Below are 26,255 nucleotides of genomic sequence, written 5' to 3' on the forward strand. Positions count from 1 at the left end.
TCCGGCGGGACCGAGCAGGCGGCGCCGCCGCGGGGCGAACGCGCATGGCGAAAGACCCTGGGCGGCCACGGCCCGGCGGCCATCCGACGTACGCAGCATCGTCCCGATCGAGGCCGGATCCGGAAGCCGGCCGCGGACGGTGAGCCACACGGCGACCGCCGCGACCGCGACAGGGACGCCGTTCCGGAAACGCGACACGCTCATCCAGCCGCCCTCGGGCGCTGCACTTTAGGCAAATTTGCCGTTCGCGAAGTGAGAGATCCGCATTAAAGTTGCGGGGTGGACGAGAACCTCGGGCTGCGCGAACGCAAGAAGATGGCCACCCGGATGGCGCTGCACGAAGCCGCCGTCCGGCTGGCCGCCGAGCGCGGCGCGGACAACGTCACCATCGACGCCATCGCGGAATCGGCAGGGGTCTCCCGGCGAACGTTCACGAACTACTTCGCGAACAAGGAGGAGGTCTTCTACTACCGCGAGGCCCACCGGATGCGCCGGCTGTGCGCCTCGATCAGCGCCCAGCCCACCGGCGACCCGTGGACCGTGCTGACCGGCGCCGCCCTGGAGCTGATGACCGAGGCCGCCACGGACCCCTCCGACCTGTGGCTGAAACAGCGCCGCGAACTGCACCGGGACCCGCACCACCTGGCCCACCAGATCGCCGCGTACACGGCGATCGAGAAGGAGCTCGCCGCCCTGATCGCCGACCGGGTGACCGGGCCGGACGCCGACCTGCGCGCCCGGGTCCTGGTCGCCCAGTTCATGACGGCGTTCCGGTCCAGCGTGCAGTACTGGATGGAGCATCCGGAGACCTCGCTGCCGGAAACTTTCCGCAAGGTCACCGCGATGGTCGCGACCGTGGCCTGAGCCCGGTCGACACTCCCCGCAGCGGGGCGGCCGGAATCGCGACGGGCACCATCGCCGGGAGGATGCCGGCCCGGCCCCACCGGGTGTCCGAGGTCGAGCGTCGGCTAGGCGTCGTGGAAGGGAGCAGGCTCGGCGGCGATCCGTTTGGCCATCAGGCAGAACTCGTTGCCTTCCGGATCTTCCAGGACCACCCAGGAGCCGCTGCCGATGATGCTCGACCGCCGGGCGCCGAGCGCGAGCAACCGGGTGAGTTCCTCGTCCTGACCGCGGTCCGTGGGACAGACGTCGAAGTGCAGGCGGTTCTTCGTCGCCTTCCGGTCGCCGACGTGGAGGAACAGGATGTCCGGGCTGCTCGTCGCCCCGCGGATCGCCACGCCGGTCGCATCGCGGGCGAAGATCCGGTAGCCCAGCACGCCGCACCAGAAACCGGCGAGCAGCTCAGGATCCCGGCAGTCGACGATGATGTCCCCGATGCGGCTCGTCATGGATCATGACCCTATGCCCGATCCCGCTCCCGGGACAGCCGGCGGACACGCCCGAGTCGACGGAACCACCGTGGCGGCCGACCTGCCAGCTCCCCCTCAGGTGCGGACCACGGACCGGTGAGCAGCCGGGAAGGGTCCGGATCGAGGCCGCGGTGGGCGGCCAGGGCGACGGCGAACCGCTGTGCCGGCAGCAGCTGGGCGAGCGGTTCATGGCGGTCGCGGTGGTCGGCGTCGACGGGATCAGCGCCCGCGGCGGGCTGACCACGCACGACGAGATCGAGGCGAACACCAACGCCACGATGATCCGCCGGGCCGGGACCGAGGTGGTGGTGGTCTGACCGGCCGCCCGCTCAGGCGCGCCACCAGCGCCGGGACGCCAGCGCGGCCAGGGCGGCGCCGGTCGCGTTGAGCAGCACGTCGTCGATCGACGAGACCCGGTCCAGCTGGAACGCGTACTGGGCGGTCTCGATCAGCGCCGAGCAGGCCGCGCCCAGCGCCAGCATCCGCGGCGCCGAGGCCAGCGCCCGGAACCGGATCGGGGCGAAGAAGCCCAGGCCGGCCAGGATCAGCAGGTTGCCGACGATCTGACCGGTGTCCATCGTGAGCAGGTCACGCAGCGGCACCAGGCTGACCCGGCCGGGGACGACGCCGGCACCCGGGCCGGGCTGCAGGGTGAGCCACACCCACGGCACGGTCCAGTAGACGAGGCCGACCTCGGCCAGCGACAGCCGCCAGGCGGCCGGAGTGCCGGCGAGCCGGCGGCGGTGGGCGAGCGCGGCGACCAGCAGCAGGGCCACCGGCAGGGCGGCCACGGTGAGCAGCAGGTCGCCGTTCACCGTGGTGAGGCAGATGGTCCACTGGCCGCCGGTGCATGCCGGGACGACCATCATCAGCGGGCGGCGCAGCACGTAGAGGGCGCCGGCCAGGGCCAGGATCGCCGCGCCGGCGAGGACCGCGACGCGGACGCGTCCGCTCCGGCCGACTTCGCTGTCCATGCTGGTGATCCGGGTGCCGGATTGCTGGTTGTCCACGCGGTCAGTGAAGCCGATCGGGAGTAGCGGCGGCATAAAGGCCGTCCAGCTCGGTCCGCGTCGGCTGGGCGGCGGTGCCCCCGGCGGCCCGAGCGGTCCGGTCGTCGCCGGCCTGCTCGACGCGGACCCGTCCAGCCGCCGGCCACGACCACCGGAGCTCCCGCCCGGCCGGCGGCGGGGCCGCCCGCGGATCACCGTCCGGGAGGGGGAGGATGGTTCCCGTGGAGACTGAGGTGACCCCGGTCGTGCTCGACGGCGGCGACCGCCGCTGCGTGCTGTTGTTGATCGAGTTGCGGCGGCTGATCGCGACCCTGCCGGCGGGCGCCGTCGTGCACCTGATCGCCACCGACCCGGCCGCCCCGCTCGACCTGCCGGCCTGGTGTCACCTGACCGGTCACCCCTACCTCGGCCCGGTCCCCGGCGACCGCCCCACCTACGCCGTCGAGGTCGCCGCCCACGCCACGTCCACCGACGCCACCCGTCCCTGGCACCCGGAGGCGGGGTAGCTCCCGAGAAAGGAAAGAGGCCGGGAGCGTCGAAGCGTCCCGGCCCGAAGCGGCTACCGCGAACCTATTTGATCTGGCCGTCCTTGACCGACCTGGTCGGCTCGTTGGAGCCGCCCGCGCCGCCGGTGCTGGGCGTGGTGATGCTCGCCTTGACCGCGTCGGGGTCCTTGCAGACCGTCTGCACCTTGAGGATCGCGTTGCCCACCTCGGCCTTGAGCACCAGCTCGTCCGGCTCACCGGCAGCGGCCTGCGCCTTGTCGAGCGCGGCGCTGAGCACGTCGGTGGCCGCGGTCACGATGGTGCTGCGCGACGTGCGGCCGAAGGCGACGATGTCCTTGGCGGTGGCCAGGTCGAGGTCGCGCCCGTTCTCGCCGCGGGTGGCCTGATCGGCCACCGTGCACGCGCCCGCGGAGCCCTTGTCCAGGCCCGCGGTGTTCGCCGCCCCGGCCGCGGTGGCGGTGGTGGGGGTGTTGTCACTGTTCGCGCAGCCGGTGATCGCCAGAAGGGTGAACGTGGCGACAGCTGCGATGGTGGATCCACGCATGGTGCGGGAGGCTACCGGCCGCGAGTAGCCGTCACGCTGTCCGGGGTAGCGGACTGTGACATACCGAACGTCCGATCTGTCCTCGTAAACCAGGCCACTGCATAGTGATAACCCGTTCATTCGGTCACTCCCAGTAGTGAAGCCTGGTTATGACTCGTCGACGTCCAACTCGGCCCGGGTGAGACGAAGGAACTCCAGCAGCCGCGCATCCAGATGCCAGCCGAGCGGATCACCGCCGGTCACGCACCGCACCACCTGCAGCAGGCTCCCGCCCTCGTCACCGTCCCGCTCAGCCAGCTCGGCCGCGAGGTCACCGATCCGGGCGGCATGATCGGACAGCCGGTCGACGATCAGCCCGATCTGCTCGTCCACGGTCAGATCGGGCTTGCGGCAGTGCACCTCCCAGCTGTGCGCGACCGGCACCACCATCGGCGCGGTCTGCTCACTGCCCCGCACCCGCACCTCATCCGGCTCGACACCCAGCCGCGCGGTCATCCGGGCCGCCGGCACGCTCGCCGAGATCAGCGCAAAGCACACATACGCCGAGGTCACGCCAGCAACGCCCGGCTGTGCTGCCCGATCACCAGGCGCAGTGCCCGCTCGTCGGCCGGGCCGGCCGGGGTCACCGTGAACAGCGAATGGCCGCTGCCGTCCCGGGTCGCCAGCGCGTCGTAGTCGACCGTGATCACCCCGGCGACCGGATGCCGGATCCGTTTGCGCCCGTGTGATCGCTCGACCACCGTCTGATCACCCCACCAGCCGGCGAACTCGGCGCTCTCCCGCCGCAGGCCGTCGATCACCTCGCGCAGCCGGGCATCCCGCGGGTGCCGCGCCTGGTTGGCCCGCAGGTTGCCGACCATCTCCCGGGCGATCTGCGCCCAGTCCAGCTGCGACGTGCGCAGCCCGGCGTCGAGGAAGACCTGGCGCGCCACGTTCTCCGCCCCGAACCGGTCGCCGAACAGTGCCCTCGCCGCGGCGTTACAGGCCAGAACATCAAAACGGAAATCGATGATGTACGCGGGTAGCAGCGGCATCCCGTCGAGCACCACCCGCAGTGAGCGACTGACCGGAGCCGCCTCGTGCCGCTGCACCGGCGCCTCGCCGCGGGCGATCAGGTGCAGGTGTCGTCGCTGTGCCTCGCCGAGCCGCAACGCACCGGCCAGCGCATCGAGCACCGCCGCGCCGGGCATCCCGACCCGGCCCTGCTCCAGCCGCGTGTACCACTCCACACTGACCGCGGCCAGCTGAGCCACCTCCTGCCGGCGCAGCCCCGGCGTGCGCCTGCGCGGCCCGGCCGGCAGGCCCACGTCGGCCGGGGTCAGCCCGCCCCGCCGGGCGCGCAGGAAACCGGCCAGCTCGACCCGCCGCTCACCCGTCACCGCCCCATCATGGCGAGCCGCCCGCCGGGTGTCGATGCCGAATCCTGGCACTGTGGATACCAGGCTCGCGGCGGCCTCCCTGCCGCCGCCCGCACCAGAGATCGTCATCGGCATGATCCGACACATCGCAGCGGCAGCCTGCACCATCGCCGTGGCCACCGGCGCCTACGGCTACCACCAGGTCCGCGACGCCGTTCCGCACCGGGCCGGCCACTTCCCGGTCGCCAGCCCCGACGTCCACGGCAGCTTCCCGCCTGCCTACCTGGCCGACGCCTTCGGCTGCGCCGGCGACAACGTGCAGCCGCGCCTCACCTGGTCCGCCGCCCCGGCCGCGACCCGCAGCTTCGCCGTCACCATGTACGACCCGGACGCCCCGACCGGCAGCGGCTTCTGGCACTGGCTGGCATGGGATCTGCCGGCCACCACCGACACCGCCGGCAGCACGCTCCCCTCCGCCGCGGTCACCGGCACCAACGACGCCGGCAGGACCGGATACCTGGGTCCGTGCCCGCCCACCGGCGACATCCCGCACCACTACCGCCTGACGGTGTACGCGTTGGACGTCCCCACCCTGTCCCTGCCCGCCACCACGCCGCCGGCGGTCGCCATGTTCACCATGAGCAGCCACATCCTCGCCAGTGGCGCCATCACCGTCACCGCGAGGCGCTGAGCTCGCCGGTCGGCACATGGCACCGTGGCGGCGGTGGTGCCCCGGCGCCACTGACAACCCGACGGGCGTCTTGACCCGGCTTCTCGACGCACCACAACGCCTCCGAGAAGAGTGCCTCGCGGCATGCCTCTAAAAGGTGCACCACTCCTCTTTCGGAAGGTGGCCTTCGTGGCCGTCCCAGCACCGATCGGTCCAGACCTCTGCCACCATGATCGGTCGACTGATCACCACATCACCGGCTCGTTGCACCCGCAGGCCCACTCCGAGGTCCGGTGAGCATGGTTCACCCTCACCGGAATAGCGTATCTGATGGTCGAGCGTTGTCAGGTAGCCAATGAATTGAGCCGCCAATAGTGACGGGGTTCGACCTACGAGTGGGATTCCCGCCAGCGCCACCTGGGGTCCCCATCGTGCATCGACGGCGACCCCGCTCAGCCCGGCCGTACTGCTGAAATATGCGGCGACCGCGCTGCCGGGGAAACGCGCGCCGCCGGACACGTCGAGGCAGAAATGCATGGCGCCGATCCCCACGTCTGCCGCGTGCATCGTGGCGGTGCGCCGAAGTTTCCCTCGAACTGCTGATTCAGTCTCTTCGGGGGTCATGCCGAACACCAAGGGCCCGACTGACCTGAGCGGCGACCCTTCCCACGAAATCCGCTCAGGGTCCGTCAGCACATCCCATGTCGCCACGCCGTCATCCTATTGCGAGATGTACGAGATCCACGGAGATATACCGCCACGAGATAGACGAATAGTGGTCCAAATGTGGCAGCTGAAACGTAAGCATGATGGGTCGCTCGGTGCATCCTCCTGCCGCAGACTGCGCGCGTCGACCAGCGCCGTGGCCATTAACCGTGTCCACGAGCTGGTGTTCACATTCGTACTGCTGCCGAGGAGAGGCGTCGAGCCGGTCCTTTCGGGCCGTCGTATCGTCGCATCGGGCGCGAACAGAATGATGTGGTGTTTCGGCTGGAACGAGGAGCGACGGGTTTCCGCTCCACCAAGGTGCCGGACCGTCCGGGAGCCGGATTGCTTCGTGGCGACCGGCAAGTGTGGGCGAAACGGTGTTCAACTTCTGGGACTGACGTTCGAAAAGCCGACGTAGCCACGATCCGCGTTGCACGTACCGGCCTGAACCGCAGCGGCTCTGCATCTCAGCCGGGAGGTCGAACGAATCGAGAAGCTGTCTTCGAACCCCGCTTCAGCCGCTCACGGGCGGCCGGCCGGAGGGCAGCGGAGGCGGGTGGACCAGGCGTGCGAGCCTGGATCCTGACAGCCGGTTCGACCGTCGGGATCTCGGGAGCGAAGCCATGGCAACACAGCGGGGACACGGCCAGCCGGCGAGGCGCATCGCGCCGCTCGTCAGCGCCGGAGTGGTCGGAATGGTGGTGCTGGTGGTGGCTCTCACGGCCGCCTTCGGCGGATTCGACAAGACCACCGGGGGCGAGGTCGGGGTCGTCCGCAACGGCGGCTGGTTCGACAACAACCGGGTACGTCAGGTCATCCAGCCCGCTTCGGGTCTGACCTGGACCGGGTTGTACTCGACCACCCACAAGTACCCGGCTCAGCAGCGCTTCTACACGATCACCTCGGACGCCCGGCGCGGCGACCGCACCGGGGTCGACGTGGTGAACACCCCGTCCGGCGACGGCGTGGACATGGGCATCGAGGGCACCGTCTATTTCACCCTGAACCTGGACCCGACGACGATGACCACCTTCGACAACAAGTTCGGCACCCGGCAGTTCCGCGGCACCGACGGCACCCTGCGGTACGCGTACGACGGTGACGAGGGCTGGAGCAGCTTCCTCGACGCCATCGTGCGGCCGGTGATCGACAACGACCTGCGGATCCAGATCAGCGGCTTCCGATGCGCCGAACTGGTCTCCAGTTGCGCGCTGGTGCAGAACGGCGCTCAGGGCACCGCGAACGTCGGGACGCCGCCGGCGGCCGCCACGGGGCAGAACAACAACTCGAACATCGCCAAGGTGCAGGACGCGGTCAACAGCAGCCTGGCGAAGGATCTGGCGGACATGCTGGGCGGCGCCTTCTTCGAGGACATCAAGTTCAACCTGGCCCGGGTGACCCTGCCGGCCGCCGTGCAGGACGCGGTCAACAAGGCGCAGGCCGCGTACGCCGCGGTGAGCGAGGCTCAGGCGAGGGTCGCTCAGGCGAAGGCCGACGCCGACGCCAACAAGACCCGCCAACTCGGCTACAACGCGTGTTCGGCGTGCGCCCAGATCGACATCATCAAGGCGCTGCCGCCGGGCGTCACGACCTATGCGCCCGGCGCGGGCGCCGCGGTACCGCTGAAGTAGCCGGCCGCCGTGCGAGGCTTCGCGCTGCTACTGGCTCTGGCCGTCGCCGTGCTGGTGGCCGGTCTCACGTTCGCACTGGTGGCCGCGATCGGGCGCGCGGCCCGTCGCCGGGCGGTCCGCGCCGCCCGGTGGCGGCCGCGCCACTTCGGCCGGGACGGCACCACGGTGGTCACCGTCAGCCTGGTGGCTCTCGACGGGCGGATACTCGACGAGTACGTCGTGGAGCGCATCGCGGCCGCGGAACCCGACTGGACCGACCGGTTCCTCCGCGCTCACCAGGTGGCGGAGGAACGCGCGTTCCACCTCAACAGCGCCGATACCGGCCGGCGGTAGCCGGCACCCACCGTCCGGCCGCGCCGGCGGCGGGTCACTCAGTGCGGGGAGGTGTTGAACCCGCTGGTCATGGCGAGCCCGGCCGAGCAGTCCAGCTCCCCCGGCGCCAGCTGCGTGGGCGACGGTCGCCAGAGGGTGACGTCGCCCCGGGCGACCACCCGGGCGACGACGCAGTCGTACCGGCCGGCGCGCAGCGCCACCCCCACGACGCCGTCGTGGGCGGCGAAGTCCTGCCGGATGCCCGGGTCCAGTTTCAGGCCGGCGACCGCGGCCCGGACGGCGGGCTCGTCCGGGCCGACCGGGTTCAGCGCCGCCTGCAGGCGCGGGTCGACGCCGTCCAGGGTCGGGTCCCGCGGCACTGCCAGCGGCGGTCCGGTCGGGCAGTCGATGTCGTCGTCCCGGCTGTCGTCCTTCGGGCCCATCGTCAGGCGGAAGCAGATCGGCACGTCGCGCTGCTGGAGGATGACCTGGTCGAAGCCGCGGGCCACGCCGTGGCCGGTGACCCGCAGGGTCAGGGTGACACCGGTCTGCCAGTGGGTCTGCCCGGTGACCGACAGGACCTGCACGCCGGGGTGCCGGCCGGCCGAGTGCAGGTAGTCGGCGGCCTGGTAGAGGTGGTCGCGGTCGAACCCGGCGAGCACGTCGTCGACCTTCTTCGCCGCGTCGGGCACCGCCGTGTGGTGGATCTGCCAGTCCGGCTGACGCTGGACGTGCTGCCGGTATCGCCAGGTGCCGGCCGCCGCGCCACCCAGGACCACCAACACCGCACCGACGACGATCCACTTCGATCTTTCCCGCATCGCCGGATTATGTCGCAGCCGTCGGAGGCGCGTCGGATTCGGCATGATCGGTCGGTTCCGCGGGAGACTTCCGGTCACCCCGCGGCGTCGTGGCTGTTGACCTTGCCCCTGGGGCAAGGCCCACCGTGGTCCGTGCCGGCCACCGGGCCGGCACGAGGAGGATGACACCGTGGAGCTGCTGACGATCGGCGCGTTCGCCCGGGCGGCGCGGCTGACACCCAAGGCCCTGCGGCTGTACGACGAGGTCGGCCTGCTGCCACCCAGGGCGGTCGATCCCGAATCCGGCTACCGGTTCTACCACCCGGACCAGCTGGACCGGGCCCGGCTGATCGCCCGGCTGCGCCGCATCGGGATGCCCCTGGCCGGCATCCGGACGGTGTCCGACCTGGAACCCGGGGCGGCGGCCGACGCGGTCACCGCCTACTGGCGACAGGTCACCGCGGACACCGCGGCCCGCGCGCACCACGTCGCCCGCCTCGTCCAGCACCTGTCCCAGGAGGGCGTCACCATGCCGAACACCCATTCCACGCCGGCCATCCGCTACGCCGTACGCTGCGACCAGGGCCACGTCCGGGACACCAACGAGGACGTCGCCCACGCCGACGACCGGCTGCTCGCCGTCGCCGACGGCACCCGCGGCTCCGGCGCCGCCGCCAGTGCCGCCGCCGTCGACGCGCTGAAGAGCCTCGACCCGGCCGGCCGGCCCGCCGCCGAACTGCTCGCGCTGCTGGCCGCAACCGTGGACGGCGTCGACCGCGCGATCCGCGCCACCGGCACCGCCGACGACCGGCCCGCCACCACCCTGACCGCGTTGCTGTTCGCCGGCCCCCGACTCGCCCTCGTGCACATCGGTGACACCAGGGCCTACCTGCTGCGCGGCGGTGAACTCACGCAGCTCACCCAGGACCACACCTGGGTGCAGAGCCAGGTCGCGGCCGGCAGACTCAGCCCCGCCCAGGCCGCCACCCACCCGCAACGCGCGCTGCTCACCCGGGCGCTCGGCGGCGGCCCCCAGCCGGTCGAAGCCGACCTCGCCCTGCGCACCGTCCAGGCCGGCGACCGCTACCTGCTCTGCTCCGACGGCCTGTCCGCCGTCATCGGCCACGACGACCTGCACACCACACTGACCGAAACCGCCACCCCTGAACCGGCCGTCGACCGCCTCATCGACCTCGCCCACGCGGCGGGCGCCCCGGACAACATCGCCTGCCTCATCGCCGACGTCATCACCACCTGACGGCTCGGGCCGGTTCCTGGCCGGCAACCACGGCAGCGCCGGTACCCCCGGCAGGTCAGCCCGGGCCGCCACCACCTCACCCCACCGGCGGCACGGCCCGGGCGGCCGGACCGTCCCGTCCACGCGCTGCTCCGCCTCCCGCACGACGGTTCCACACGCCCACCACCGGAAACCCGGGCCTTCGACGTCGGGTCCCGGGGTGGCGGCACTGACCACGACATCGATCCCTCCGCACCCCGCACTCAGGGAAGTGATCCATGAGCCACGAGCCTGACCGACTGACCGCACCGACTCCATGGCCTGTCCGCAGCCACGAACGTCGGCGCGACCGAGCACCGCGTAGCGCACGAGACATCGCCCGCCAGGCCCGGCGCGCCGAGGAACGCCGCCTGCATGGATACCGCGAGTAGCTGGACCGCGCGGCACCGAACGCGGACCGCAGACACCCGGGCAGGCACCGGACGGCTGTCTGCTCCTGCAGGACTACGACCTGGGTACGGTCGGCGTGCTGCCGCCGCTCGACGTGGTGGACGCGATGACCCGGGTGGTGGTGGACGCGTTCGGGCGGCCGGCTGCGACGTGCGGGCCGGCAGCCGGTTGCCGTACCTGATGGCGAAGGCCGGGATCGGCGCGCCGGACGGCACCGACGTGGCCGGCCGGCGGCTCCCGGTCGGGCAGGACACGCCGATCCTGGAGAGCGTCTACCGCAGCCTGCTGCCGGTCGCGTGTGCGCACGGCATCACCACCCCGGAGGAGTCGGCGCGGTCGATCGCGGAGCTGCACCGCGCGACCGCCGCCGCCCCGGACCGCCATGTCCTGCTGCCGCTGCTGAACGGCGCCTGGCGGGTCAAGGGGGTCTGACCGGCATGCCGGCCGGTCAGCCGAACTGCACCCGGTCGCGCAGGCCGGCGGCGGTGAACGCCTTCTCCAGGGCGTCGCGACCCTCGGTGAAGTGCGCCCAGCTGTCGTGGTGCACCAGCACGACCTGCCGGGCGTCGAGGATGCGGGCCGCCTCGGCGGCCTGCTCGCTGTCCAGGGTGAGCAGGGCGCCGCCGAACAGGTCGGTGCGGACCGCGCCGGCGAACAGGATCGCGGCGTCGATCGGGCCGAGCCGGTCGGCGACCTGCTCGACGATTTCCAGGGCCGCGTTGTCGCCGCTGACGTACACGCTGGGCTGATCCTCCGCGGTCAGCACGAAGCCGATGACCGGGCCGGTGACCGGCTCGCAGCCCTCCGGGCCGTGCCGGGCCGGGACCGCCGTGATCGTGACGTCGCCGATGGTCACCGACTCCCACGGGGTGAGGCCGCGCGCGGTGCCGCCGAGCCGCCGGGCGCCATCGGTGGTGGTGAGCGTGACCGGGACGTCGGCGAGCAGGGCGCGACCGGAGTCGTCGAGGTTGTCGGCGTGCTGGTCGTGGGAGAGCAGCACGGCGTCGATCCGGCCGAGGGCGGCGGGCCGGATCCTGGCCGGGGCGAGTTTGGTGAGTCGGGTGCCGCTCGGCGAGAGGTAGCTCTTCGGCTCGTCGAAGGTGGGGTCGGTGAGCAGGCGGAGCCCGGCGTACTCGAAGAGCGCGGTCGGGCCGCCGGCCGTCTGGACGTTGATCATGTCGCACCTCACGGATAACAGTAGTGATATCCGTGAGGCTAGAGTTTGTCACGGATAGACGCAAGAGGTACCGTGAGAAACGTGATCGACACTGCGCCCGGGGCCGACCTGCATCCCGGGCTCGACCTGGCCAACAGCCGGCTCGTGGCCCCGGGCGGGGTGGTCACCGATCTGCTGGCCACGCCGGCGGAGGCGGGCGACTGGCTGATCGCGCGCGGGCTGGCGCCGGCCGGGGCACGACTGCAGGAGGTGTGCGCGGGCCGGCTGCGCGCGTTGCGCGGGGCCGTCCGGGAGCTGCTGGACGCATCCGTGCGCGGCGGCGAGCCGCCCCGCGCCGCCCTCGACGCGATCAACGCGGCGATCACCCGGGTGCCGACCGCGGAGGAGCTGCGGTGGAGCTCCGCCCGGGGGCTCCACCGGTCGGCGCCGCACCCGACGGACCAGGTGGTGGACCACGCGTTGGGGATCCTGGCCGCGGACGCCGCCGACCTGCTGACCGGCCCGGACGCGGACCGGTTGACCGCCTGCGACTCCAGCCCCTGCCAGCGTTACCTGCTGCGCAGCGGGCGGCGGCAGTGGTGCTCGGTGCGCTGCGGGGACCGGGCGCGCGCCGCTCGCGCCTACGCCCGCCGCGCCGGTCGGTAGGCTGCCGGCATGAGTCAGGACATCGCTCGCGAACTGGGGGTCACCCCCACCTTCGACGCCACCGCGGAGATCACCCGCCGGGTGTCGTTCCTCGCCGGTGCGCTCGCCGCCAGCGGCACCCGCGCCCTGGTGCTGGGGATCAGCGGGGGCGTCGACTCGTCCACCGCGGGGCGGCTCTGCCAGCTCGCCGTCGAGCAGTCCCGGGCCGCCGGCCACGACGCCGAGTTCATCGCGATGCGGCTGCCCTACGGTGTGCAGTTCGACGAGGCCGACGCCCAGACCGCGCTCGCCTTCATCCGCCCCGACCGGGTCCTGACCGTCGACGTGCGCCCGGCCGCCGACGCCGCCCTGCAGGCCCTGCTGGCCGGCGGGATGACCACCCGGGACCACGCCCAGCAGGATTTCGTGCACGGCAACATCAAGGCCCGCGAGCGGATGATCGCGCAGTACGCGGTGGCGTCGGCGGTCGGCGGGCTGGTCGTCGGCACCGACCACGCGGCGGAGGCGGTCACCGGCTTCTTCACCAAACACGGTGACGGCGCCGCCGACCTGGTGCCGCTGACCGGCCTGACCAAACGCCGGGTCCGTGCCCTGGCGGCGGCGCTCGGCGCGCCCGACACGCTGGTGCGCAAGGTCCCGACGGCCGATCTGGAGACGCTGCGCCCCGGGCTGGCCGACGAGGACGCACTCGGATTCACCTACGACGACATCGACGACTTCCTGGAAGGGGCCGAGGTCAAGCCGGAGATCGCCGACGCGATCACCACCCGCTTCCACCTCACCGCCCACAAGCGCCGGCTCCCCGCCGCCCCGGCCTGACACCGCCGGCCCGTCCGGCTCGATGCTGCGGCCGGAAACTGACCGCAATGGCTGCCAGGCTGGCGGTATGGACAGTGAGATCCTGGCGGCGGCGCCGGGCGGCGGCGCGGCACTCAACCCGTTCGTGATCGTGGACGACGCGGCCGGGTTCGTCGCGTTCGTCGTGGCGACCTTCGGGGTGCGCGAGACGGTGGCGGCCCGGACCGGGATGCCGGACGGGAGGCTGATCCACGCCGAGGTGCGCCTCGGGGTGGTCGACCTGATGGTGGCGGACCGGCTCGACGGCTGGCCGGCCCGGCCCGGGCTCTTCCAGCTGTGGGTGCGGGACGCCGCCGCGGTCCTGCGCCGCGGTGCGGCCCGCGGCGCCGAAGCCGTCACGCCGCCGACGCCGTTCTACGGTGAGCGGACCCTGGCCCGGATGCTCGATCCCTGGCAGAACCTCTGGTGGCTGTACGAGCCGGCACCCGGGCAGCCCGACCCCACGCCGGCCTGGGCGGGCGGCCCGGGCACGGTCTTCAGGACCCTGGACCGTGCCCTGAAGGGGCTCGGTCAGCGCTGAGACTCGTAGTGCTCCTTCAGGGACGGGTAGTAGTCGTCGAAGCTCGGCATCGGCGCGTCGGCACGGGCGGCGACCAGGGCGTCCAGGTAGTACTCCCAGCCGGGGCCGACCTCGCCGACACCGTCCAGCGTGGTGAGGTGCTGGGTGAAGGTGAGGGTGGTGACGCCGGCGGCCTCGGCCAGGGTCATTTCCAGGCGCCAGCGGTCGGTCTCCTCGCCGGCGCAGACGGCGAGGCGGCGGGGCGGCTCGCAGGCGTCGATGGTCATGTCCATCCACGGCCGGCCCTCCTCGTGAGCCATCTGCACCTTGATGACACGGCCCGGGCCGGGCTCACCCCGCCACGGGCCGAACCATCGGGCGGTGCGATCGGATTCGGTCATGCTGGCCCAGACGTCGTCGATCGGCGCCCGGAACGTGCGGGTCAGCACCAGGTCGTCGCCGAGGAGACGGCCGGTCGGGGTCGGGCTCATGCGGACTCCTTCGCGGAACGGTCGGGTGTGGCGGCGCGCCGCTCGCGCCGGGTGCGGTGCACCTCGGTCTCCAGGGCGTCGAGCCGGTGCTGCCAGCCGGACGGGCGGGTCAGCCGGGCGAGCCAGCCGGCGAGCTCGTCGAGCGGCTCGGTGACCAGCGTGTAGACCCGCCGGCGGCCCTCGACGGTGTCGCGGACCAGTCCCGCCTCCCGCAGGACCCGCAGGTGCCGGCTCACGGCCGGCCTGCTGATCGCAAACCGGTCGGCGACCTGCCCGGCGGTCAGCGGGGTGGCGCGCAGCATCAGCAGGATCTCCCGCCGCACCGGATCCGCGATCGCCCCGGCCACCTCGTCCACACCGGAAGCGTAACCATCAGGTTACGCGTCTGGCAAGCCTGCGGTCCGCCGCCGACCCGGCGAGATTGCCGAGCCCGTAGGCGGCGGTCAGCACCCCGGCCGCCGACCCGGCGAGATTGCCGAGCCCGTAGGCGGCGGTCAGCACCCCGGCCGCCGCCGCGGCGACCCGGTACATCGGCGCCGCCGCGACCGCGGTGACCGGCAGCGCGGCCAGGGCGAAGGCGACCGTCACGGTCAGGTACAGGGTGCGTCGCAGGGTGCCCGACCGGACCATCAGGGTCAGTGTCCGCCCGGGCCGGGGCACCTCGGACGGCGTCCCGGCGGGCGGCGCGTACAGCAGCATCCGCACCAGCACCGCGGCCAGCGCGGTCGCCCCGGCCAGCAGCAGTGCCGCCGCGGCCGGGCCGGACCACGCCGAGACCGCGGCCACGACGGTCGGCCCCACCGTGCCGCCCGGCCCCCGTCGGCCGACCGGGCCATGGTGGCGGCCAGGACGTAGCGGGCGAGACCGCCGCGCCGGGCGAGCACGCCACCGGGCGAGGGACCGGTCACCCGGCGAGGTCCAATGCGTCCACCACGGCGGCGACGCGGGTGCGGGCCGCGTCGTCGAGCCCGCGCAGCGGGTGGGGCAGGCAGGAGCGCCGGGCGAGCCCCAGCTGTTCGGCGATCGCCGCCATCACCCGCAGACTTCCGTGCGCCGCGAACAGGTCCCACAGCGGCGCCAGCCGGTCCGATCCGCCGGCGAGCACCGACTGCGCCGCCCGGGGAAGCGTCCCGCCGAGCACCGAGTACCAGACGTCGCACCCGTTCCCGATCCCGGCCGCCGCGTGCGCGTCCCCGGAGATCCCGATCGCCACGTGCGGCGGCAGCAGCCCGCGCAGGGTGGCCACCCGCGCGGCGGAGGCCGGCCCCGGAATCTTGATCGAGGCCACCCGCGGCAGGGCGGCGATGTCCGCGTACAGCTGATCGGTGAAGGTGAAGTGGGTCGTTCCCGGGTTGTCGTAGACGATCAGCGGCACCGACAGTTCCGCGACGACCGCCTCGAACAGCCCGTACACGTCGTCCGGGGTCAGCGGCTGGTAGCTCATCGGCGCCAGCAGCACCGCCGCCGCGCCGGCCTGCTGGGCGTCGGCCGCGGCGGCCAGCACCTGCGACGTACGCAGTGCTCCGATCCCGGCGAAGACCGGGATGTCCGCCGCGGCCGCTACCGCGAGCCGCACCGTCGCGGCGCGTTCCGCCCGGGTCAGGTACGGGTAGCTGCCGGTCGAGCCGAGCGCGGTGATCGAGTCGACGCGCGCGGCGGCGAGCCGGGCGACCAGCCCGGTGTACGCGTCGGCGTCGACCCGGTCGTCGGCGATCGGCGTGAGCGGGAAGGCGCTGAGCCCGTGGAACATGGTGGCGAGCCTTTCAGAGGAGGGTGGCGAGGCCGGCCGCGAAACCGGTGGCCTGCGCCGCGGTGATGGTCGAGGTGGTGACCCGGATGGCCGGCGCGACGGCGCCGCCGGCCGCGAAGTCCCGGCCGGGCCGGACCACCCAGCCACGGGCGGCCAGCCCGGCGACCACCTCGGCCTCGGACGGCACCGGGATCCACACGTTGAGCCCGTCGGTGCGCGGGTCCACACCGATGCCGCGCTCGCCCAGCGCGTCGGTGAGCAGTCGGATCCGCCCCGCATAGGTGTCGCGCACCCGGTCGAACGGCACCGCGTCCCACAGCCGGGCGACGCAGTGCTGGAGCAGGTGGCTGACCCAACCGGAGCCGGCCGCCAGGCGGGCGGCGAGCCGATCCGCGGTCACCGGGTCGGCGCGGACCAGGGCGAGTCGCAGGTCGGGCCCGAGGAACTTGGCGACCGACCGGACCACCGCCCAGCGCGGGTGACCCTCGGGGGTGATCCGGTGATACCGCCGCGCCGAGATCATCGAAAAATGATCATCTTCGATGACCGTGACTGCCGGGTACGCGGTGAGCACCGCCCGCAGCTCGGCAGCCCGCTCCCGGGTGACGCCACCACCGGTCGGGTTGTGGGCGCGGGGGGTGCAGATCACCGCCCGTGCGCCGGCGTCGAGGGCCGCCCGCAGCCCGGCCGCCGACATCCCGGCCGCGTCGACCGGCACCGGGGCGGCCCGGTATCCGTTGACCCGCAGCATGCCGATCGCGGCCAGGTATCCCGGGTCCTCCACCGCGACCCGGTCGCCGCGCGCCAGGTAGAGGTGGAGCAGTCGTTCCATCCCGTCGGCCGCGCCGTGGGTGAGCACCAGGCGATGGCCGGCGGGAATGCCGTCGGCGGCCAGCGGGTCCAGTGCCGGGTCGACCTCCGGCTCGCCGTAGAGCGGCGCCGCGTACCCCGCGATCGCCGCCGCGGGCGAGGGCAGCAGTGCGCGGTCCGGATTGCCGCTCGCCAGATTGATCGCGGCGTCGGAGGCGGCGTGCCCCTCCCCCGCGGACCGCGGCACGCCCAGCACGACGGTGCCGCCGCGACGCCGCGTCTGCACCACCCCGGCGGCCGCGAGCTGGGCATAGGCGGCCGCGACGGTGTTCCGGTTGACGCCGGCGCGGGCGGCCAGGTCGCGGATGGCGGGCAGCGCGTCGCCCTCGCTGAGCGCCCCGGTCTGGATCAGCGCGCGCACCGAGCCGGCGATCTCCGCGGCGGTGTTCCCCTCGATCACACCGCGCACCCTACCAGTTATGTCCTAGGACAAAATACGGGCGCTCATTGTTCCGCACCATCGGCCGATCATGACGGTATGAATGTCGGGCACCGGGCGCGGCTGGACGACCAGCCGACGGAGCTGCTCGCCCGCGCCTTCGACCGCAGTCCGGTCCCGAAGCTGGTGCTCAGCCTCACCGAGGCCGAGTACGGGCAGTTCAGCGCGGTCAACGACGCCTTCTGCGAGCTGGTCGGCTACCCGCGTGAGGAGCTGCTCGGCCAGTCCTGCCTGATGCTTCTCGACCAGGACGGCCTGGGCCCGGTCACCGAACTGTTCGCCGCGATGGTGCGCGGCGAGCTGAGCGTGATGGCGATGGAGCGGGTGCTGATCCGCCGCGACGGCTCGCGGGTGTGGATCGTCAGCCAGAACGTGCTGGTCCACGATCGGGACGACCACCCCCGCCTGGTCGCCGAGATCGTCGAGAGCAGCAGCCGACCGGCGCTGGCCGGCAGTGAGGCCCGGTTCCGCACGCTGGTCGACTCGTCACCGATCGGGATGGCGGTACTCGACCCGGACGGCGCGTGGCTGCGGGTCAACCCGGCGGTCTCCGCGATCCTCGGCTACACCGGCGCCGAGCTGGCCGGGCTCACCCTGGGCGGGCTCACCCACCCGGACGAGCGGGCGGACTGCGCGGCGATGCTGCGGGACCTGGCCCGCGGCGCGCGACCGGGTTTCGAGGGCCATTTCCGGTACGTCGGCAAGGACGGCCGGGTCCTCTGGTGCCGGCTGACGGTCACCCCGTTGCACGCCGAGTCCGGTGCCCCGCTGGAACTGCTCGCCCAGCTCGCCGACGTGACCGCCGAGCGGCGCAGCCAGGAACTGCTGGTCGAGGCGGAGCAGGCCGCCGCGCGTGAGGCCGGCCGGCTGCGCACCACGATCACCGTGCAGCGGGAGATCAACGCGGTGGCCGAGAACCGGGACGCCCTGGTCCGGCTGATCGCCGACCGGATCCTGCAGGTCATCCCGGCCGGCCGCAGCGCCTCGGTGCACCTGCTGGAGGACGATTCGGGGATGCTGCGCCCGGTGGCCGACGCCGGCATGACGCTGCCCGCGGTGCCGGTCACCGAGTCGCTGGCCGGCGTGGCGCTCACCTCCGGCGGCACCGTGCGCAGCGACGACACCGCCGGCGACCCGCGGGTCAACCCGGTGATCGCCCGGGCCACCGGGATGGGCTCGCTGGTGATCGCGCCGCTGCGGGCACCCGGCGCCGGACCGTTCGGCGTGCTGATGGTCGGCAGCGACCGGCCGTACGCGTTCGACGACGGCGACGAGCGGCAACTGACCCTGGTGGCGGATTCGATCGGCAGCGCGCTGCGGCACGCCGAGAACACCGCGGCGCGGGCCGCGACGCTGGCCGCCCTGGAACGTGAGCAGCAACGCCTGGCCCGCAGCGAACGCCAGTTCGCCGAGGTCGCCGACAACAGCCCGATCGCCCGGATCGTGCTCGGCCTGCGCGCCGGCAGACGCGGCCGGATCCTGCTCACCAACCCGGCGTTCTGCCTGCTCTTCGGCTATCCCGACGCGGAGGCGCTGGGCATGCACTTCGAGGTGCTGCTCGGCGGCCCGGACGCCGACCTGGAGCGCAGCCTCGACATCATGGCCGCCGGCGACTATCCGCGCGGCGCCCGCGAACTGGTGCTGCACCGCAAGGACGGCACCCCGCTGGTGGTCACCGCGCACTCGTCGGTGATCACCGACGAGAACGGCCCGGCCACCGTGGTGATCCAGCTGCTCGACGTCACCGCGGAACGGGCCGCCGGACGCAGCACCGAACGCGAGGTCCGCCGGCTGCGGGCCACCCTGGCCGTGCAACGCGCGGTGACCGAGGCGGCCACCGACCGGGCGGCGGCGGTACGGGTCGTCGCCGATCGGGCCGTCGAACTGTTCCCGGCCGCCGACGGGGCCGCGGTCGAGCTGATCGACGGCGACCAGCTGGCGTACGTGGCCACCGCCGGCACGCTGACCCCGTTCACCGGCACCCGGATCCCGCGGTCCGGGTCGCTCAGCGGCATCGCGCTGAGCACCGACGCGCCCGCGCACTGCCCGGACACCACCACCGACCCGCGGGTCAACCAGGCGATGTGCGCCAAACTGGGTATCGGCAGCATGCTGATCGCGCCGCTGCACGCCGAACACGAGGTGATCGGCGTCCTCAAGGTGTCGGCCGCGGCCGCGCACGTCTTCGACGACACCGACGAGCAGCAGCTGGCCCTGCTCGCCGACAGCCTGAGCGCGGCGCTGCGGCACGCCGACGACGCCACCCGCAATGCCGAGGCGCTGCGCCGGGTGGAGATCAGCGAGCGGCGGTTCCGGCTGATCTTCGACAACTCGCCGCTCGGCCTCACCCTGTGCAGCCTGCGCACCGAGGACTTCGGGCGGTACCTGCAGGCCAACCCGGCGATGACCGCGATCACCGGATACACCCAGGACGAGCTGCGGCAGATGACGTTCGCCGAGCTGACCCACCCGGACGACGTGGCGAGCACCCGCGACTACGCGCGGCGGTTCATCGCCGGTGAGATCGAATCGGCCGGCATGGAGCGGCGCTACGTGCACCGCGACGGCCACACCGTCTGGGTGGCGCTGCGGGTCGCGCTGATCGTCAACGACGACGACCACGCCCGCTACGTCGTCATCCAGGTCGAGGACGTGACCGCGGCCCGTGAGGTCGACGCGCAGCTGCGCCGCTCGGCCCGGCTCTTCGAGTTGATTCCGGCCGCCGTGGTCGTCCGCGACCCGGACGGCACGATCCGCTGGTGGAACGACGGCGCGACGCGTCTCTACGGCTGGCCGCTGCCCGCCGCCGCCGGGAAGCGGGCCCACCGGTTGCTGCACACCACCTTCCCGTACGGGGGCAGCGTGGCCGAGCAGCAGGAGGCGCTCAGCCGCGACGGTTACTGGAACGGCCAGCTGGACCACATCACCGCGGACGGCCGGACGGTCACCGTGCTCAGCCGTCAGGTCCTGCACCACCTCGACCCGGATCACGCGCAGGTGCTCGAGGTCAGCTCGGACGTGACCGCCGCCCGGGCCGCCGAACAGGCCCTGGCCGAAAGCGAGCAGCGGCTTCGCGCCCAGTTCGCCAACACCGGCGTCGGCCAGATCATCGTCGCCCTGGACGGCGCGCTGATCCGCGCCAACCGGGCGTACGCCACCATGCTCGGCCGCACCGACGACGAGCTCCCCGCCCAGTACGACGAGCTGCTGTACCCGGACGACCTGGTCACCCACCGGAGCCTGCTGGCCGGCCTGTTCGCCGGCGACAGCGAGTCCTACACCACCGAGGCCCGGCTGGCCCACGCCGACGGACACTGGGTGCCGGTCGAGGCGACCATCTCCCTGGTCCGCGACCCGGCCGGGCACCCGAAACTGATCGTCGGGGTGCTCGCCGACATCACCGCCCGCCGCGCCGCCGAACAGGCCCGCGACGCCGCCTCCGCCGCCCTGGCCGAACGCAACACCGAACTCGAAGCCGCCAACCAGCTGAAACTCGACATCATCGGCATGCTCGGTCACGAGATCGGCAACCCGCTGACCTCGATCCGCGGCAACGCGGAAATCCTGACCGACGACTGGCCGGCGCTCACCGACGACCGCCGCGGCCGGGCCATCGAGGCGATCGCCCGGCAGGCTGGCGCACTGGACGAGATCGTCCAGGAGGTCCTGGCCATGGTCACCATCGAGTCCGGCAAGATCCGCGCCGATCGCCGGGCGCTGCGGGCCCGCGAGGAGATCGACCGCGCCCAGTGGGCGGCGCAGGGCAGCGAACCGGTGCCGGTGTCCGGACCGGACGCCGTCGTGCTCTGCCACCCCGGGCACCTGCAGCAGATCCTGGTGAACCTGCTGTCCAACGCCCGCAAGTACGGCGGTGGGGCCACCGCCGTCCGCGTCGCCGAGACCGGCGGCCAGGTGGAGATCACCGTCGAGGACGACGGGCCGGGGGTGCCCGGCGAATTCCGGTCGCGGCTCTTCGAACGCCTGGCCCGGGCGGACCGCGACGCGACCACGGTGAAGGGGACCGGGCTGGGTCTCTACATCGTCCGCGGCCTGGCCCAGGCCAACCACGGCGACATCCGCCACGAACCGAACCCGTCCGGCGGTTCCCGCTTCATCCTGTCCCTGGAGTCTGCGACCGCTGCGTGAAAGGTGGCGTCCGGCGATCCGGAAGGGCCGGCGGCTGAATGCGCCCTTTCCCACCCGACCTCGCCGGCTGCGACTACCGGTACCTGCTGCCCGGATCGGTGGCCTGACCCGCTCCCGGATGCGGCGTCCGACAGAATTGCCGGATGTCCCGACCGGTCCCCGCCGACCTACTGGAAATCACCGATGCGCTGCTCCCCGGCGCCCCGCTCGACTCCGCACGCCTCGCCGAGCACGGGAACATGCACCACGTGGTGCTGCTTCCCGGCATCGCCGCTGTGCGCGTCAGTAAGCGGGCCGGTGCTGCCGCCGAGTTGCCGCGCCGGGTCGGCATACTTCACGCTGTCGCGGCGGCCGGCATGCCGTTCGCCGTGCCGGAGCCGATGACCGCGGTCACCACCTTCGGCGAACGGGCGGCCGTCGCGGTCTCCTGGATCGACGGCGCGTCCCTGCCGGAAGGCACCGGAGATCCGACGGTGTTCGGTCCGCTACTGGACGCGCTCCGCGAGGTGAGGATCTCGCCGGAGCTCGAAGCCGCGCTCCACCGGCCACGCCGGCGCGCCGATGACGGTTCAGGCTGGGCCGACATCCTGAACAACCAGGTCATACCACGGCTGCCGGCGAGGTGGCGGGACAGGGTCCGGCAGCGATCAGACGAACTTCTGGCGATCGAGGAGGTCCCGGCCAGCCTCGTCCACGGCGACCTCGGCGGCGGCAACGTCCATTTCGGCGCGGACGGCACACTGACCGGGGTCCTCGACTGGGACATGGCGATCCTGTCCGACCCGGCGATCGACGCGGCGCTGGTCGCGACCTGGCACGGCTGGCACATGCTCCGCGCGGCGACCGACGAGCAGATCTACCGGCGCGCCGGGGCGTGGGACGCAGCCGTCGGAGCCGGGCACCTCCACGCGATCCTCCGCGGCCGACCCCTGTCGAACGTCGACGGCTTCGTCCGGTCCGTCATCGCCTGGCTTGAGGACCCCGGCCGGTGCCGTGACCGCTGACGGTCGCACCAGCGGGCCAGCCGGCGCCGGTGGGAGAACGAGCCGGAGCGTCCGCCGCTGGGCTTCGGCGTCCTGAGCGGGGCGACCCCGGTGGTGTCGCCCGCCATCGGGGGAAGGCCCGGCGCCCGCGTTTCTGCAACAAACCTGCAAATGAGAATCGTTGACGCGGCTCTCACGCCGGTGGGAGATTCGGTTGCGGTAACAGTTCGTTCCCCGATACCGGCCGGCGTTCCCATCCCCGGGCCCAGGCCGCGCATTGCATTGTGCTGCGCGAGGAATTGCCGGCGGGAGCTCATTCTCGACAGGGAGAAATCCGTATGTCCCCATCCCCACGCGCTCGCCGGGCCCGCCGCCTGGCCGGCGCCGGCGCGCTGGCCGCGGCGGTGATCGCCGGGCTCGCCGTCACGGTCGCCACCGCGCAGGCGGCGACACTGTTCAGCGCCGATTTCGAGTCCGGGTCGACCGGCGGCTGGTCGAAGTCGGGCGGCACCTGGTCGATCGTCACCGACGGGTCGAAGGTGCTGCAGCAGTCCGACACCACCAGCGAGCGGGCCCGCGAGTTCGGCGGCACCGGCTCGTGGACCGACTATGCGGTGCAGGCGCGGGTCAAGGCGACCGCGTTCGGCACCGGTGCCGGCGTGGTCGCGCTGACCGCGCGGGCGGCCGGCGCCACCAGGATGTACCGGCTGTCGCTGACCGGGTCGAACCGGGTGCAGCTGGAAGCGATGAACGGCGGTGCCGTCACGGTCCTGGCCAGCCTCGCCCAGACCATCTCGACCAGCACCTTCTACACGCTGCGGCTGACGGTCAGCGGGACCACGATCAGCGGCACGGTGAACGGCACCAGCGTCGGCAGCGTCACCGACCCGTCGATCGCCGGCGGGCGGATCGGACTGCTCACCGAGCACGCGGCCGGCCGGTTCGACGACATCGTGGTCGACGACAGCGGGTCCTCGACGCCGTCGAGCGGCGGCCCGGCCCCGTCCGGCAGCAGTCCCGCGCCGAGCCCGGGCACCAGCACGCCGCCGGTGACCGGGGCGCTGTACGTCGCCCCGAACGGGACCGACGGGGCGGCCGGCACGGTGTCCTCGCCGACCACGCTCACCTCGGCGATCGGACGGATCGGCGCGGGCGGCACGATCTATCTGCGCGGCGGCACCTACAGCTATGCGCAGACGGTCGTGATCCCGCCCGGCAACAACGGTACGGCGGCCGCGGCGAAAACGCTCTCGGCGTACCCCGGTGAGGTTCCGGTGTTGAATTTCTCGGCGCAGACCGAGAATCCGGCGAATCGCGGGCTGACGCTGAACGGCAATTACTGGCACCTGTACGGAATAGTGGTGGAACGGGCCGGCGACAACGGCGTCTTCGTCGGCGGCAGCAACAACACCATCGAGCGGGTGGTGACCCGGTTCAACCGGGACAGCGGGCTGCAGATCTCCCGGATCGCATCGGACACGCCGGCCGCCCAGTGGCCGTCGAACAATCTGGTGCTCAGCTCCGAATCGCACGACAACGTGGACGCCGGTGGTGAGAACGCCGACGGTTTCGCGGCGAAACTGACCGTCGGCACCGGCAACGTGTTCCGCTACGCGGTGTCGCACAACAACATCGACGACGGCTGGGATCTGTTCACCAAGACCGCCACCGGCCCGATCGGCCCGGTCACCATCGAGAATTCACTGTCGTACGACAACGGCACGCTGACCGACGGCACCCAGGCTGCCGCCGGTGACCGCAACGGTTACAAGCTGGGCGGCGAGAGCATCGCGGTCGACCACATCGTGCGGCGCAGCATCGCCTACCACAACGGCAAGCACGGATTCACGTTCAACAGCAACCCCGGTTCGCTGGCCATCTCGAACAACCTGAGCATCGACAACGGCGCACGCAACTTCAACTTCGACGGCGGTACGTCGGTGTTCCGCAACAACACGTCGTGCCGGTTCAGCAGTGGCACGAACGACCGGATCATCGGCGACTCGGACAGCTCGAACCAGTTCTGGTCGGGGACGAACGGCTCCCGGTGCGCGACCTACAGCGGGGCGCTGGCCTGGTCGTTCAGCGCGACCGGGGGGCTCCTGGTGACCATCGGGGGGAGGACGGTCACGCTCTGAACGTACAACGGCAATCGCGGTCCGGTGCGGGCACCACCCGCACCGGACCATGTGGTCAGCTCGTCTTCGGGAGGTTGTAGACCTCGCTCGCGGCCGGCGCCTTGATCTCCGGGAAGTCCGCGCCGTACTCGCTGAAGGTGATGGCACCGCCGTCCTTGCCGCCCATCAGTTTCAGCGGCAGCGGCTCGCCGGTGGTCGCGACCAGCAGATCGCCGTCGGCCGACTTGAGGGCGATCGCAGGTTTGCCGTCCACCGTGGTGGTCTCGCCCTTGGTGACCGTGCCGTCCGGCTTGAGCATATTGTCCATGGTCATGCCCTCGGCCATCGGGGCGAAGACCCTGTCCCCGGCGGTCGGCTTCATCCACATCGTGGCCAGTCTGGCGGTGACGGCCGCCGGCAACTTGAGGTTCAGCGTCTTGTACATCTTCGCATCGGGACGAACGTACTGCACACCGTCGACTACCAGGAACTCGACGTTCATGCCGTTGACGGTCAACCGAGACAGCACGTTCTTCCCGGACTGCTTCATGTCGATCGCGATCTTCTCGCCGCCCTCGCCGTTCTCGATGCCCTTGATGTGCAACGACTTGGCGTCGTGAACCGCCTTGGTGGCTCGGGTCAGGATCTCGTCGGCGGACAGCGCGGTGAGGTCGGTGGCAGCGGAGGCCGTGGTGGTGGCGTCCGCCTTCGGCGCGTCGGTCTTCTTGTCGCCGCACCCTCCGAGCAGGAGCATGCCGGCGGCCACCGCGACGGTGGTCGTCTTGATGAGCTTCACAGTGATTCTTCCCCGTTTCAGGCGATAGGGCACGCGCACTGTAGCGTTCGGCAGATCTTGGCCGCTATCGTGTTTCGGTGCAGCGCACCGCCCTGGTCACCGGAGCCTCCTCCGGCATCGGCCTCGCCACCGCATCCGCCCTGGTCAAGCGCGGTTACCGAGTGCTCGGCACGAGCCGCGACCCGGCCACGGTGACCCAGCCCGCGGCCGGTGTCGAATATGTCGCCCTCGATCTCACCTCGGACGCCTCGATCGCAGCGCTCGCCGATCTGCTGGGCGGCGTCGACGTCCTGGTGAACAACGCCGGGGAGAGCCAGTCCGGCCCGTTCGAGGAGCTGCCGATGGACGCGCTGCGCCGGCTGTTCCAGGTGAACGTGCTCGGCCCGGTGCGGCTGGCGCAGCTGGCGCTGCCCGGGATGCGCGGGCGCGGCTACGGCCGGGTGGTGATGGTCGGATCGATGCTGGCCTCGTTCCCGCTGGCCTACCGGTCGTCGTATGTGGCGACCAAGGCCGCCGTGAAAGGTTTCGCGACCGCGGCCCGGCACGAGTATTCGCCGTTCGGGGTGTGGCTGACCACCGTCGAACCCGGCTCGATCAACACCGGGATCAGCGAGCGGCGCACCAGGCACGTGGCGGACGGTTCGCCGCACCGGGCGGACTTCGACCGGATGCTGACCGCGCTGGATCGCAACGAGAAGGCCGGCATCTCCGCGGAGACGGTCGCCGCGACCATCCTCACCGCGATCGAGGCGGAGAGACCCCGGCAGCGGTACGCGGTGGGCAGCAACGCCCCGCTGGTCTTCGCGCTGCGCCGCCTGGTGCCCGCCCGCCTGGTCGAGACCATCACCCACCGTAGGCACGACCTGCGCCGCTGACCTTTGGATTCCG

29 protein-coding genes are annotated in these 26,255 nt (G+C 72.2%); 15 read left to right on the forward strand and 14 right to left on the reverse strand.

What is annotated here, in order from left to right; translation table 11 throughout:
* Positions 1-279 precede the first annotated feature (279 nt).
* The gene (locus ACSP50_RS22345; protein ID WP_014691544.1) at positions 280-864 is read left to right on the forward strand and encodes a TetR/AcrR family transcriptional regulator; all 585 of its coding nucleotides are present in this window, start codon (positions 280-282) and stop codon (positions 862-864) included.
* A 104-nt stretch (positions 865-968) separates the two neighbouring features.
* On the opposite strand, the gene ACSP50_RS22350 is transcribed toward ACSP50_RS22345, so the two are convergent.
* A complete protein-coding gene (locus ACSP50_RS22350) occupies positions 969-1,349 on the reverse strand; it encodes a VOC family protein (protein WP_014691545.1) in 381 nt (126 codons plus the stop codon).
* A 152-nt stretch (positions 1,350-1,501) separates the two neighbouring features.
* Here ACSP50_RS22350 and ACSP50_RS42145 point away from each other — a divergent pair, with 152 nt between their 5' ends.
* Complete coding sequence (locus ACSP50_RS42145; protein WP_014691546.1) at positions 1,502-1,687, forward strand: hypothetical protein; 186 nt, start codon at positions 1,502-1,504, stop codon at positions 1,685-1,687.
* 12 nt (positions 1,688-1,699) lie between these two features.
* Here ACSP50_RS42145 and ACSP50_RS22360 read toward each other — a convergent pair whose 3' ends face one another.
* Positions 1,700-2,380: a VanZ family protein gene (locus ACSP50_RS22360; protein ID WP_231956689.1), complete on the reverse strand. Its 681-nt coding sequence runs from the start codon at positions 2,378-2,380 to the stop codon at positions 1,700-1,702.
* A 212-nt stretch (positions 2,381-2,592) separates the two neighbouring features.
* Here ACSP50_RS22360 and ACSP50_RS22365 point away from each other — a divergent pair, with 212 nt between their 5' ends.
* A complete protein-coding gene (locus ACSP50_RS22365) occupies positions 2,593-2,886 on the forward strand; it encodes a sulfurtransferase TusA family protein (protein WP_014691548.1) in 294 nt (97 codons plus the stop codon).
* Positions 2,887-2,950: 64 nt separating this feature from the next.
* On the opposite strand, the gene ACSP50_RS22370 is transcribed toward ACSP50_RS22365, so the two are convergent.
* The 3 genes from ACSP50_RS22370 to ACSP50_RS22380 all read right to left on the reverse strand — a co-directional run bounded on the left by ACSP50_RS22370 (position 2,951) and on the right by ACSP50_RS22380 (position 4,809).
* Positions 2,951-3,430, reverse strand: coding sequence for a hypothetical protein (locus ACSP50_RS22370; protein ID WP_043511947.1), 480 nt, complete (start codon positions 3,428-3,430; stop codon positions 2,951-2,953).
* A gap of 147 nt (positions 3,431-3,577) precedes the next feature.
* Positions 3,578-3,982, reverse strand: a complete 405-nt coding sequence (locus ACSP50_RS22375) for a DUF4279 domain-containing protein (RefSeq protein WP_014691550.1) — start codon at positions 3,980-3,982, stop codon at positions 3,578-3,580.
* The gene (locus ACSP50_RS22380) at positions 3,979-4,809 is read right to left on the reverse strand and encodes a helix-turn-helix transcriptional regulator (RefSeq protein WP_043511949.1); all 831 of its coding nucleotides are present in this window, start codon (positions 4,807-4,809) and stop codon (positions 3,979-3,981) included. The genes ACSP50_RS22375 and ACSP50_RS22380 overlap by 4 nt, the downstream gene beginning before the upstream one ends.
* Before the next feature lie 112 nt (positions 4,810-4,921).
* On the opposite strand from ACSP50_RS22380, the gene ACSP50_RS22385 reads away from it, so the two are divergent.
* A complete protein-coding gene (locus tag ACSP50_RS22385; RefSeq protein WP_014691552.1) occupies positions 4,922-5,479 on the forward strand; it encodes a YbhB/YbcL family Raf kinase inhibitor-like protein in 558 nt (185 codons plus the stop codon).
* A 129-nt stretch (positions 5,480-5,608) separates the two neighbouring features.
* On the opposite strand, the gene ACSP50_RS43485 is transcribed toward ACSP50_RS22385, so the two are convergent.
* Positions 5,609-6,082 (reverse strand): hypothetical protein, encoded by a 474-nt coding sequence (locus tag ACSP50_RS43485; RefSeq protein WP_197688076.1) that lies wholly within the window; start codon positions 6,080-6,082, stop codon positions 5,609-5,611.
* A 791-nt stretch (positions 6,083-6,873) separates the two neighbouring features.
* Between ACSP50_RS43485 and ACSP50_RS22395 the strand changes: the two genes are divergently transcribed.
* Together ACSP50_RS22395 and ACSP50_RS22400 are read left to right on the forward strand one after the other, a co-directional pair.
* Entirely contained in the window at positions 6,874-7,797 is a 924-nt protein-coding gene (locus ACSP50_RS22395; protein ID WP_197688077.1) for an SPFH domain-containing protein, read from the forward strand.
* Positions 7,798-7,806: 9 nt separating this feature from the next.
* A complete protein-coding gene (locus ACSP50_RS22400; protein ID WP_014691554.1) occupies positions 7,807-8,130 on the forward strand; it encodes a hypothetical protein in 324 nt (107 codons plus the stop codon).
* A gap of 38 nt (positions 8,131-8,168) precedes the next feature.
* Here the strand turns inward: ACSP50_RS22400 and ACSP50_RS22405 are convergent, their stop codons facing one another.
* Entirely contained in the window at positions 8,169-8,930 is a 762-nt protein-coding gene (locus ACSP50_RS22405) for a hypothetical protein (protein ID WP_014691555.1), read from the reverse strand.
* A gap of 169 nt (positions 8,931-9,099) precedes the next feature.
* Here ACSP50_RS22405 and ACSP50_RS22410 point away from each other — a divergent pair, with 169 nt between their 5' ends.
* Both ACSP50_RS22410 and ACSP50_RS22415 read left to right on the forward strand, forming a co-directional pair.
* Entirely contained in the window at positions 9,100-10,167 is a 1,068-nt protein-coding gene (locus ACSP50_RS22410; protein WP_014691556.1) for a MerR family transcriptional regulator, read from the forward strand.
* A 579-nt stretch (positions 10,168-10,746) separates the two neighbouring features.
* Positions 10,747-11,028: a hypothetical protein gene (locus tag ACSP50_RS22415; protein ID WP_014691557.1), complete on the forward strand. Its 282-nt coding sequence runs from the start codon at positions 10,747-10,749 to the stop codon at positions 11,026-11,028.
* Positions 11,029-11,044: 16 nt separating this feature from the next.
* Here the strand turns inward: ACSP50_RS22415 and ACSP50_RS22420 are convergent, their stop codons facing one another.
* Positions 11,045-11,773: an MBL fold metallo-hydrolase gene (locus tag ACSP50_RS22420; protein ID WP_014691558.1), complete on the reverse strand. Its 729-nt coding sequence runs from the start codon at positions 11,771-11,773 to the stop codon at positions 11,045-11,047.
* A 72-nt stretch (positions 11,774-11,845) separates the two neighbouring features.
* On the opposite strand from ACSP50_RS22420, the gene ACSP50_RS22425 reads away from it, so the two are divergent.
* The 3 genes from ACSP50_RS22425 to ACSP50_RS22435 all read left to right on the forward strand — a co-directional run bounded on the left by ACSP50_RS22425 (position 11,846) and on the right by ACSP50_RS22435 (position 13,796).
* Positions 11,846-12,418: an ABATE domain-containing protein gene (locus ACSP50_RS22425; RefSeq protein WP_014691559.1), complete on the forward strand. Its 573-nt coding sequence runs from the start codon at positions 11,846-11,848 to the stop codon at positions 12,416-12,418.
* Positions 12,419-12,427: 9 nt separating this feature from the next.
* On the forward strand, positions 12,428-13,237 hold the full coding sequence (gene nadE / locus ACSP50_RS22430) for an ammonia-dependent NAD(+) synthetase (protein ID WP_014691560.1): 810 nt from the start codon (positions 12,428-12,430) through the stop codon (positions 13,235-13,237).
* Positions 13,238-13,304: 67 nt separating this feature from the next.
* Positions 13,305-13,796 carry a glyoxalase/bleomycin resistance/extradiol dioxygenase family protein gene (locus tag ACSP50_RS22435; protein WP_014691561.1) on the forward strand — a complete coding sequence of 164 codons (492 nt, stop codon included), beginning with the start codon at positions 13,305-13,307 and terminating at the stop codon, positions 13,794-13,796.
* Here ACSP50_RS22435 and ACSP50_RS22440 read toward each other — a convergent pair.
* The 5 genes from ACSP50_RS22440 to ACSP50_RS22460 all read right to left on the reverse strand — a co-directional run bounded on the left by ACSP50_RS22440 (position 13,787) and on the right by ACSP50_RS22460 (position 17,286).
* Entirely contained in the window at positions 13,787-14,266 is a 480-nt protein-coding gene (locus ACSP50_RS22440) for an SRPBCC family protein (protein ID WP_014691562.1), read from the reverse strand. The two genes, ACSP50_RS22435 and ACSP50_RS22440, sit on opposite strands and share 10 nt — an antisense overlap.
* Positions 14,263-14,622 (reverse strand): metalloregulator ArsR/SmtB family transcription factor, encoded by a 360-nt coding sequence (locus ACSP50_RS22445; protein ID WP_014691563.1) that lies wholly within the window; start codon positions 14,620-14,622, stop codon positions 14,263-14,265. The genes ACSP50_RS22440 and ACSP50_RS22445 overlap by 4 nt, the downstream gene beginning before the upstream one ends.
* Positions 14,623-14,638: 16 nt before the next feature.
* Positions 14,639-15,067: a hypothetical protein gene (locus ACSP50_RS22450; protein WP_014691564.1), complete on the reverse strand. Its 429-nt coding sequence runs from the start codon at positions 15,065-15,067 to the stop codon at positions 14,639-14,641.
* Between the two features lie 103 nt (positions 15,068-15,170).
* Complete coding sequence (locus ACSP50_RS22455) at positions 15,171-16,016, reverse strand: dihydrodipicolinate synthase family protein (RefSeq protein WP_014691565.1); 846 nt, start codon at positions 16,014-16,016, stop codon at positions 15,171-15,173.
* Between the two features lie 13 nt (positions 16,017-16,029).
* Positions 16,030-17,286 carry an aminotransferase class I/II-fold pyridoxal phosphate-dependent enzyme gene (locus ACSP50_RS22460; RefSeq protein ID WP_014691566.1) on the reverse strand — a complete coding sequence of 419 codons (1,257 nt, stop codon included), beginning with the start codon at positions 17,284-17,286 and terminating at the stop codon, positions 16,030-16,032.
* Positions 17,287-17,364: 78 nt separating this feature from the next.
* On the opposite strand from ACSP50_RS22460, the gene ACSP50_RS22465 reads away from it, so the two are divergent.
* The 3 genes from ACSP50_RS22465 (at position 17,365) to ACSP50_RS22475 (ending at position 24,592) form a co-directional block, all read left to right on the forward strand.
* Positions 17,365-21,471 carry a PAS domain S-box protein gene (locus ACSP50_RS22465; protein WP_014691567.1) on the forward strand — a complete coding sequence of 1,369 codons (4,107 nt, stop codon included), beginning with the start codon at positions 17,365-17,367 and terminating at the stop codon, positions 21,469-21,471.
* Between the two features lie 143 nt (positions 21,472-21,614).
* Positions 21,615-22,475: an aminoglycoside phosphotransferase family protein gene (locus ACSP50_RS22470; protein WP_014691568.1), complete on the forward strand. Its 861-nt coding sequence runs from the start codon at positions 21,615-21,617 to the stop codon at positions 22,473-22,475.
* A gap of 317 nt (positions 22,476-22,792) precedes the next feature.
* On the forward strand, positions 22,793-24,592 hold the full coding sequence (locus ACSP50_RS22475) for a hypothetical protein (protein ID WP_014691569.1): 1,800 nt from the start codon (positions 22,793-22,795) through the stop codon (positions 24,590-24,592).
* Between the two features lie 55 nt (positions 24,593-24,647).
* Here ACSP50_RS22475 and ACSP50_RS22480 read toward each other — a convergent pair whose 3' ends face one another.
* Positions 24,648-25,367, reverse strand: coding sequence for a hypothetical protein (locus ACSP50_RS22480; RefSeq protein WP_043511951.1), 720 nt, complete (start codon positions 25,365-25,367; stop codon positions 24,648-24,650).
* Positions 25,368-25,444: 77 nt separating this feature from the next.
* On the opposite strand from ACSP50_RS22480, the gene ACSP50_RS22485 reads away from it, so the two are divergent.
* Positions 25,445-26,242 (forward strand): SDR family oxidoreductase, encoded by a 798-nt coding sequence (locus ACSP50_RS22485; protein WP_014691571.1) that lies wholly within the window; start codon positions 25,445-25,447, stop codon positions 26,240-26,242.
* The last annotated feature ends 13 nt before the right edge of the window (positions 26,243-26,255 follow it).

It is taken from the genome of Actinoplanes sp. SE50/110 (assembly GCF_900119315.1).
Classification (GTDB): Bacteria; Actinomycetota; Actinomycetes; order Mycobacteriales; family Micromonosporaceae; genus Actinoplanes.

What these genes read in the sequence shown, in the direction of transcription:
- ACSP50_RS22435 (WP_014691561.1), top strand. Translation starts at nt 13,305, where the DNA reads ATGGACAGTGAGATCCTGGCGGCGGCGCCGGGCGGCGGCGCGGCACTC.
- ACSP50_RS22350 (WP_014691545.1), bottom strand. Translation starts at nt 1,349, where the DNA reads ATGACGAGCCGCATCGGGGACATCATCGTCGACTGCCGGGATCCTGAG.
- ACSP50_RS22385 (WP_014691552.1), top strand. Translation starts at nt 4,922, where the DNA reads ATGATCCGACACATCGCAGCGGCAGCCTGCACCATCGCCGTGGCCACC.
- ACSP50_RS22365 (WP_014691548.1), top strand. Translation starts at nt 2,593, where the DNA reads ATGGTTCCCGTGGAGACTGAGGTGACCCCGGTCGTGCTCGACGGCGGC.
- ACSP50_RS43485 (WP_197688076.1), bottom strand. Translation starts at nt 6,082, where the DNA reads ATGACCCCCGAAGAGACTGAATCAGCAGTTCGAGGGAAACTTCGGCGC.
- nadE (WP_014691560.1), top strand. Translation starts at nt 12,428, where the DNA reads ATGAGTCAGGACATCGCTCGCGAACTGGGGGTCACCCCCACCTTCGAC.
- ACSP50_RS22440 (WP_014691562.1), bottom strand. Translation starts at nt 14,266, where the DNA reads ATGAGCCCGACCCCGACCGGCCGTCTCCTCGGCGACGACCTGGTGCTG.
- ACSP50_RS22420 (WP_014691558.1), bottom strand. Translation starts at nt 11,773, where the DNA reads ATGATCAACGTCCAGACGGCCGGCGGCCCGACCGCGCTCTTCGAGTAC.
- ACSP50_RS22405 (WP_014691555.1), bottom strand. Translation starts at nt 8,930, where the DNA reads ATGCGGGAAAGATCGAAGTGGATCGTCGTCGGTGCGGTGTTGGTGGTC.
- ACSP50_RS22465 (WP_014691567.1), top strand. Translation starts at nt 17,365, where the DNA reads ATGAATGTCGGGCACCGGGCGCGGCTGGACGACCAGCCGACGGAGCTG.
- ACSP50_RS22470 (WP_014691568.1), top strand. Translation starts at nt 21,615, where the DNA reads ATGTCCCGACCGGTCCCCGCCGACCTACTGGAAATCACCGATGCGCTG.
- ACSP50_RS22475 (WP_014691569.1), top strand. Translation starts at nt 22,793, where the DNA reads ATGTCCCCATCCCCACGCGCTCGCCGGGCCCGCCGCCTGGCCGGCGCC.
- ACSP50_RS22370 (WP_043511947.1), bottom strand. Translation starts at nt 3,430, where the DNA reads ATGCGTGGATCCACCATCGCAGCTGTCGCCACGTTCACCCTTCTGGCG.
- ACSP50_RS22455 (WP_014691565.1), bottom strand. Translation starts at nt 16,016, where the DNA reads ATGTTCCACGGGCTCAGCGCCTTCCCGCTCACGCCGATCGCCGACGAC.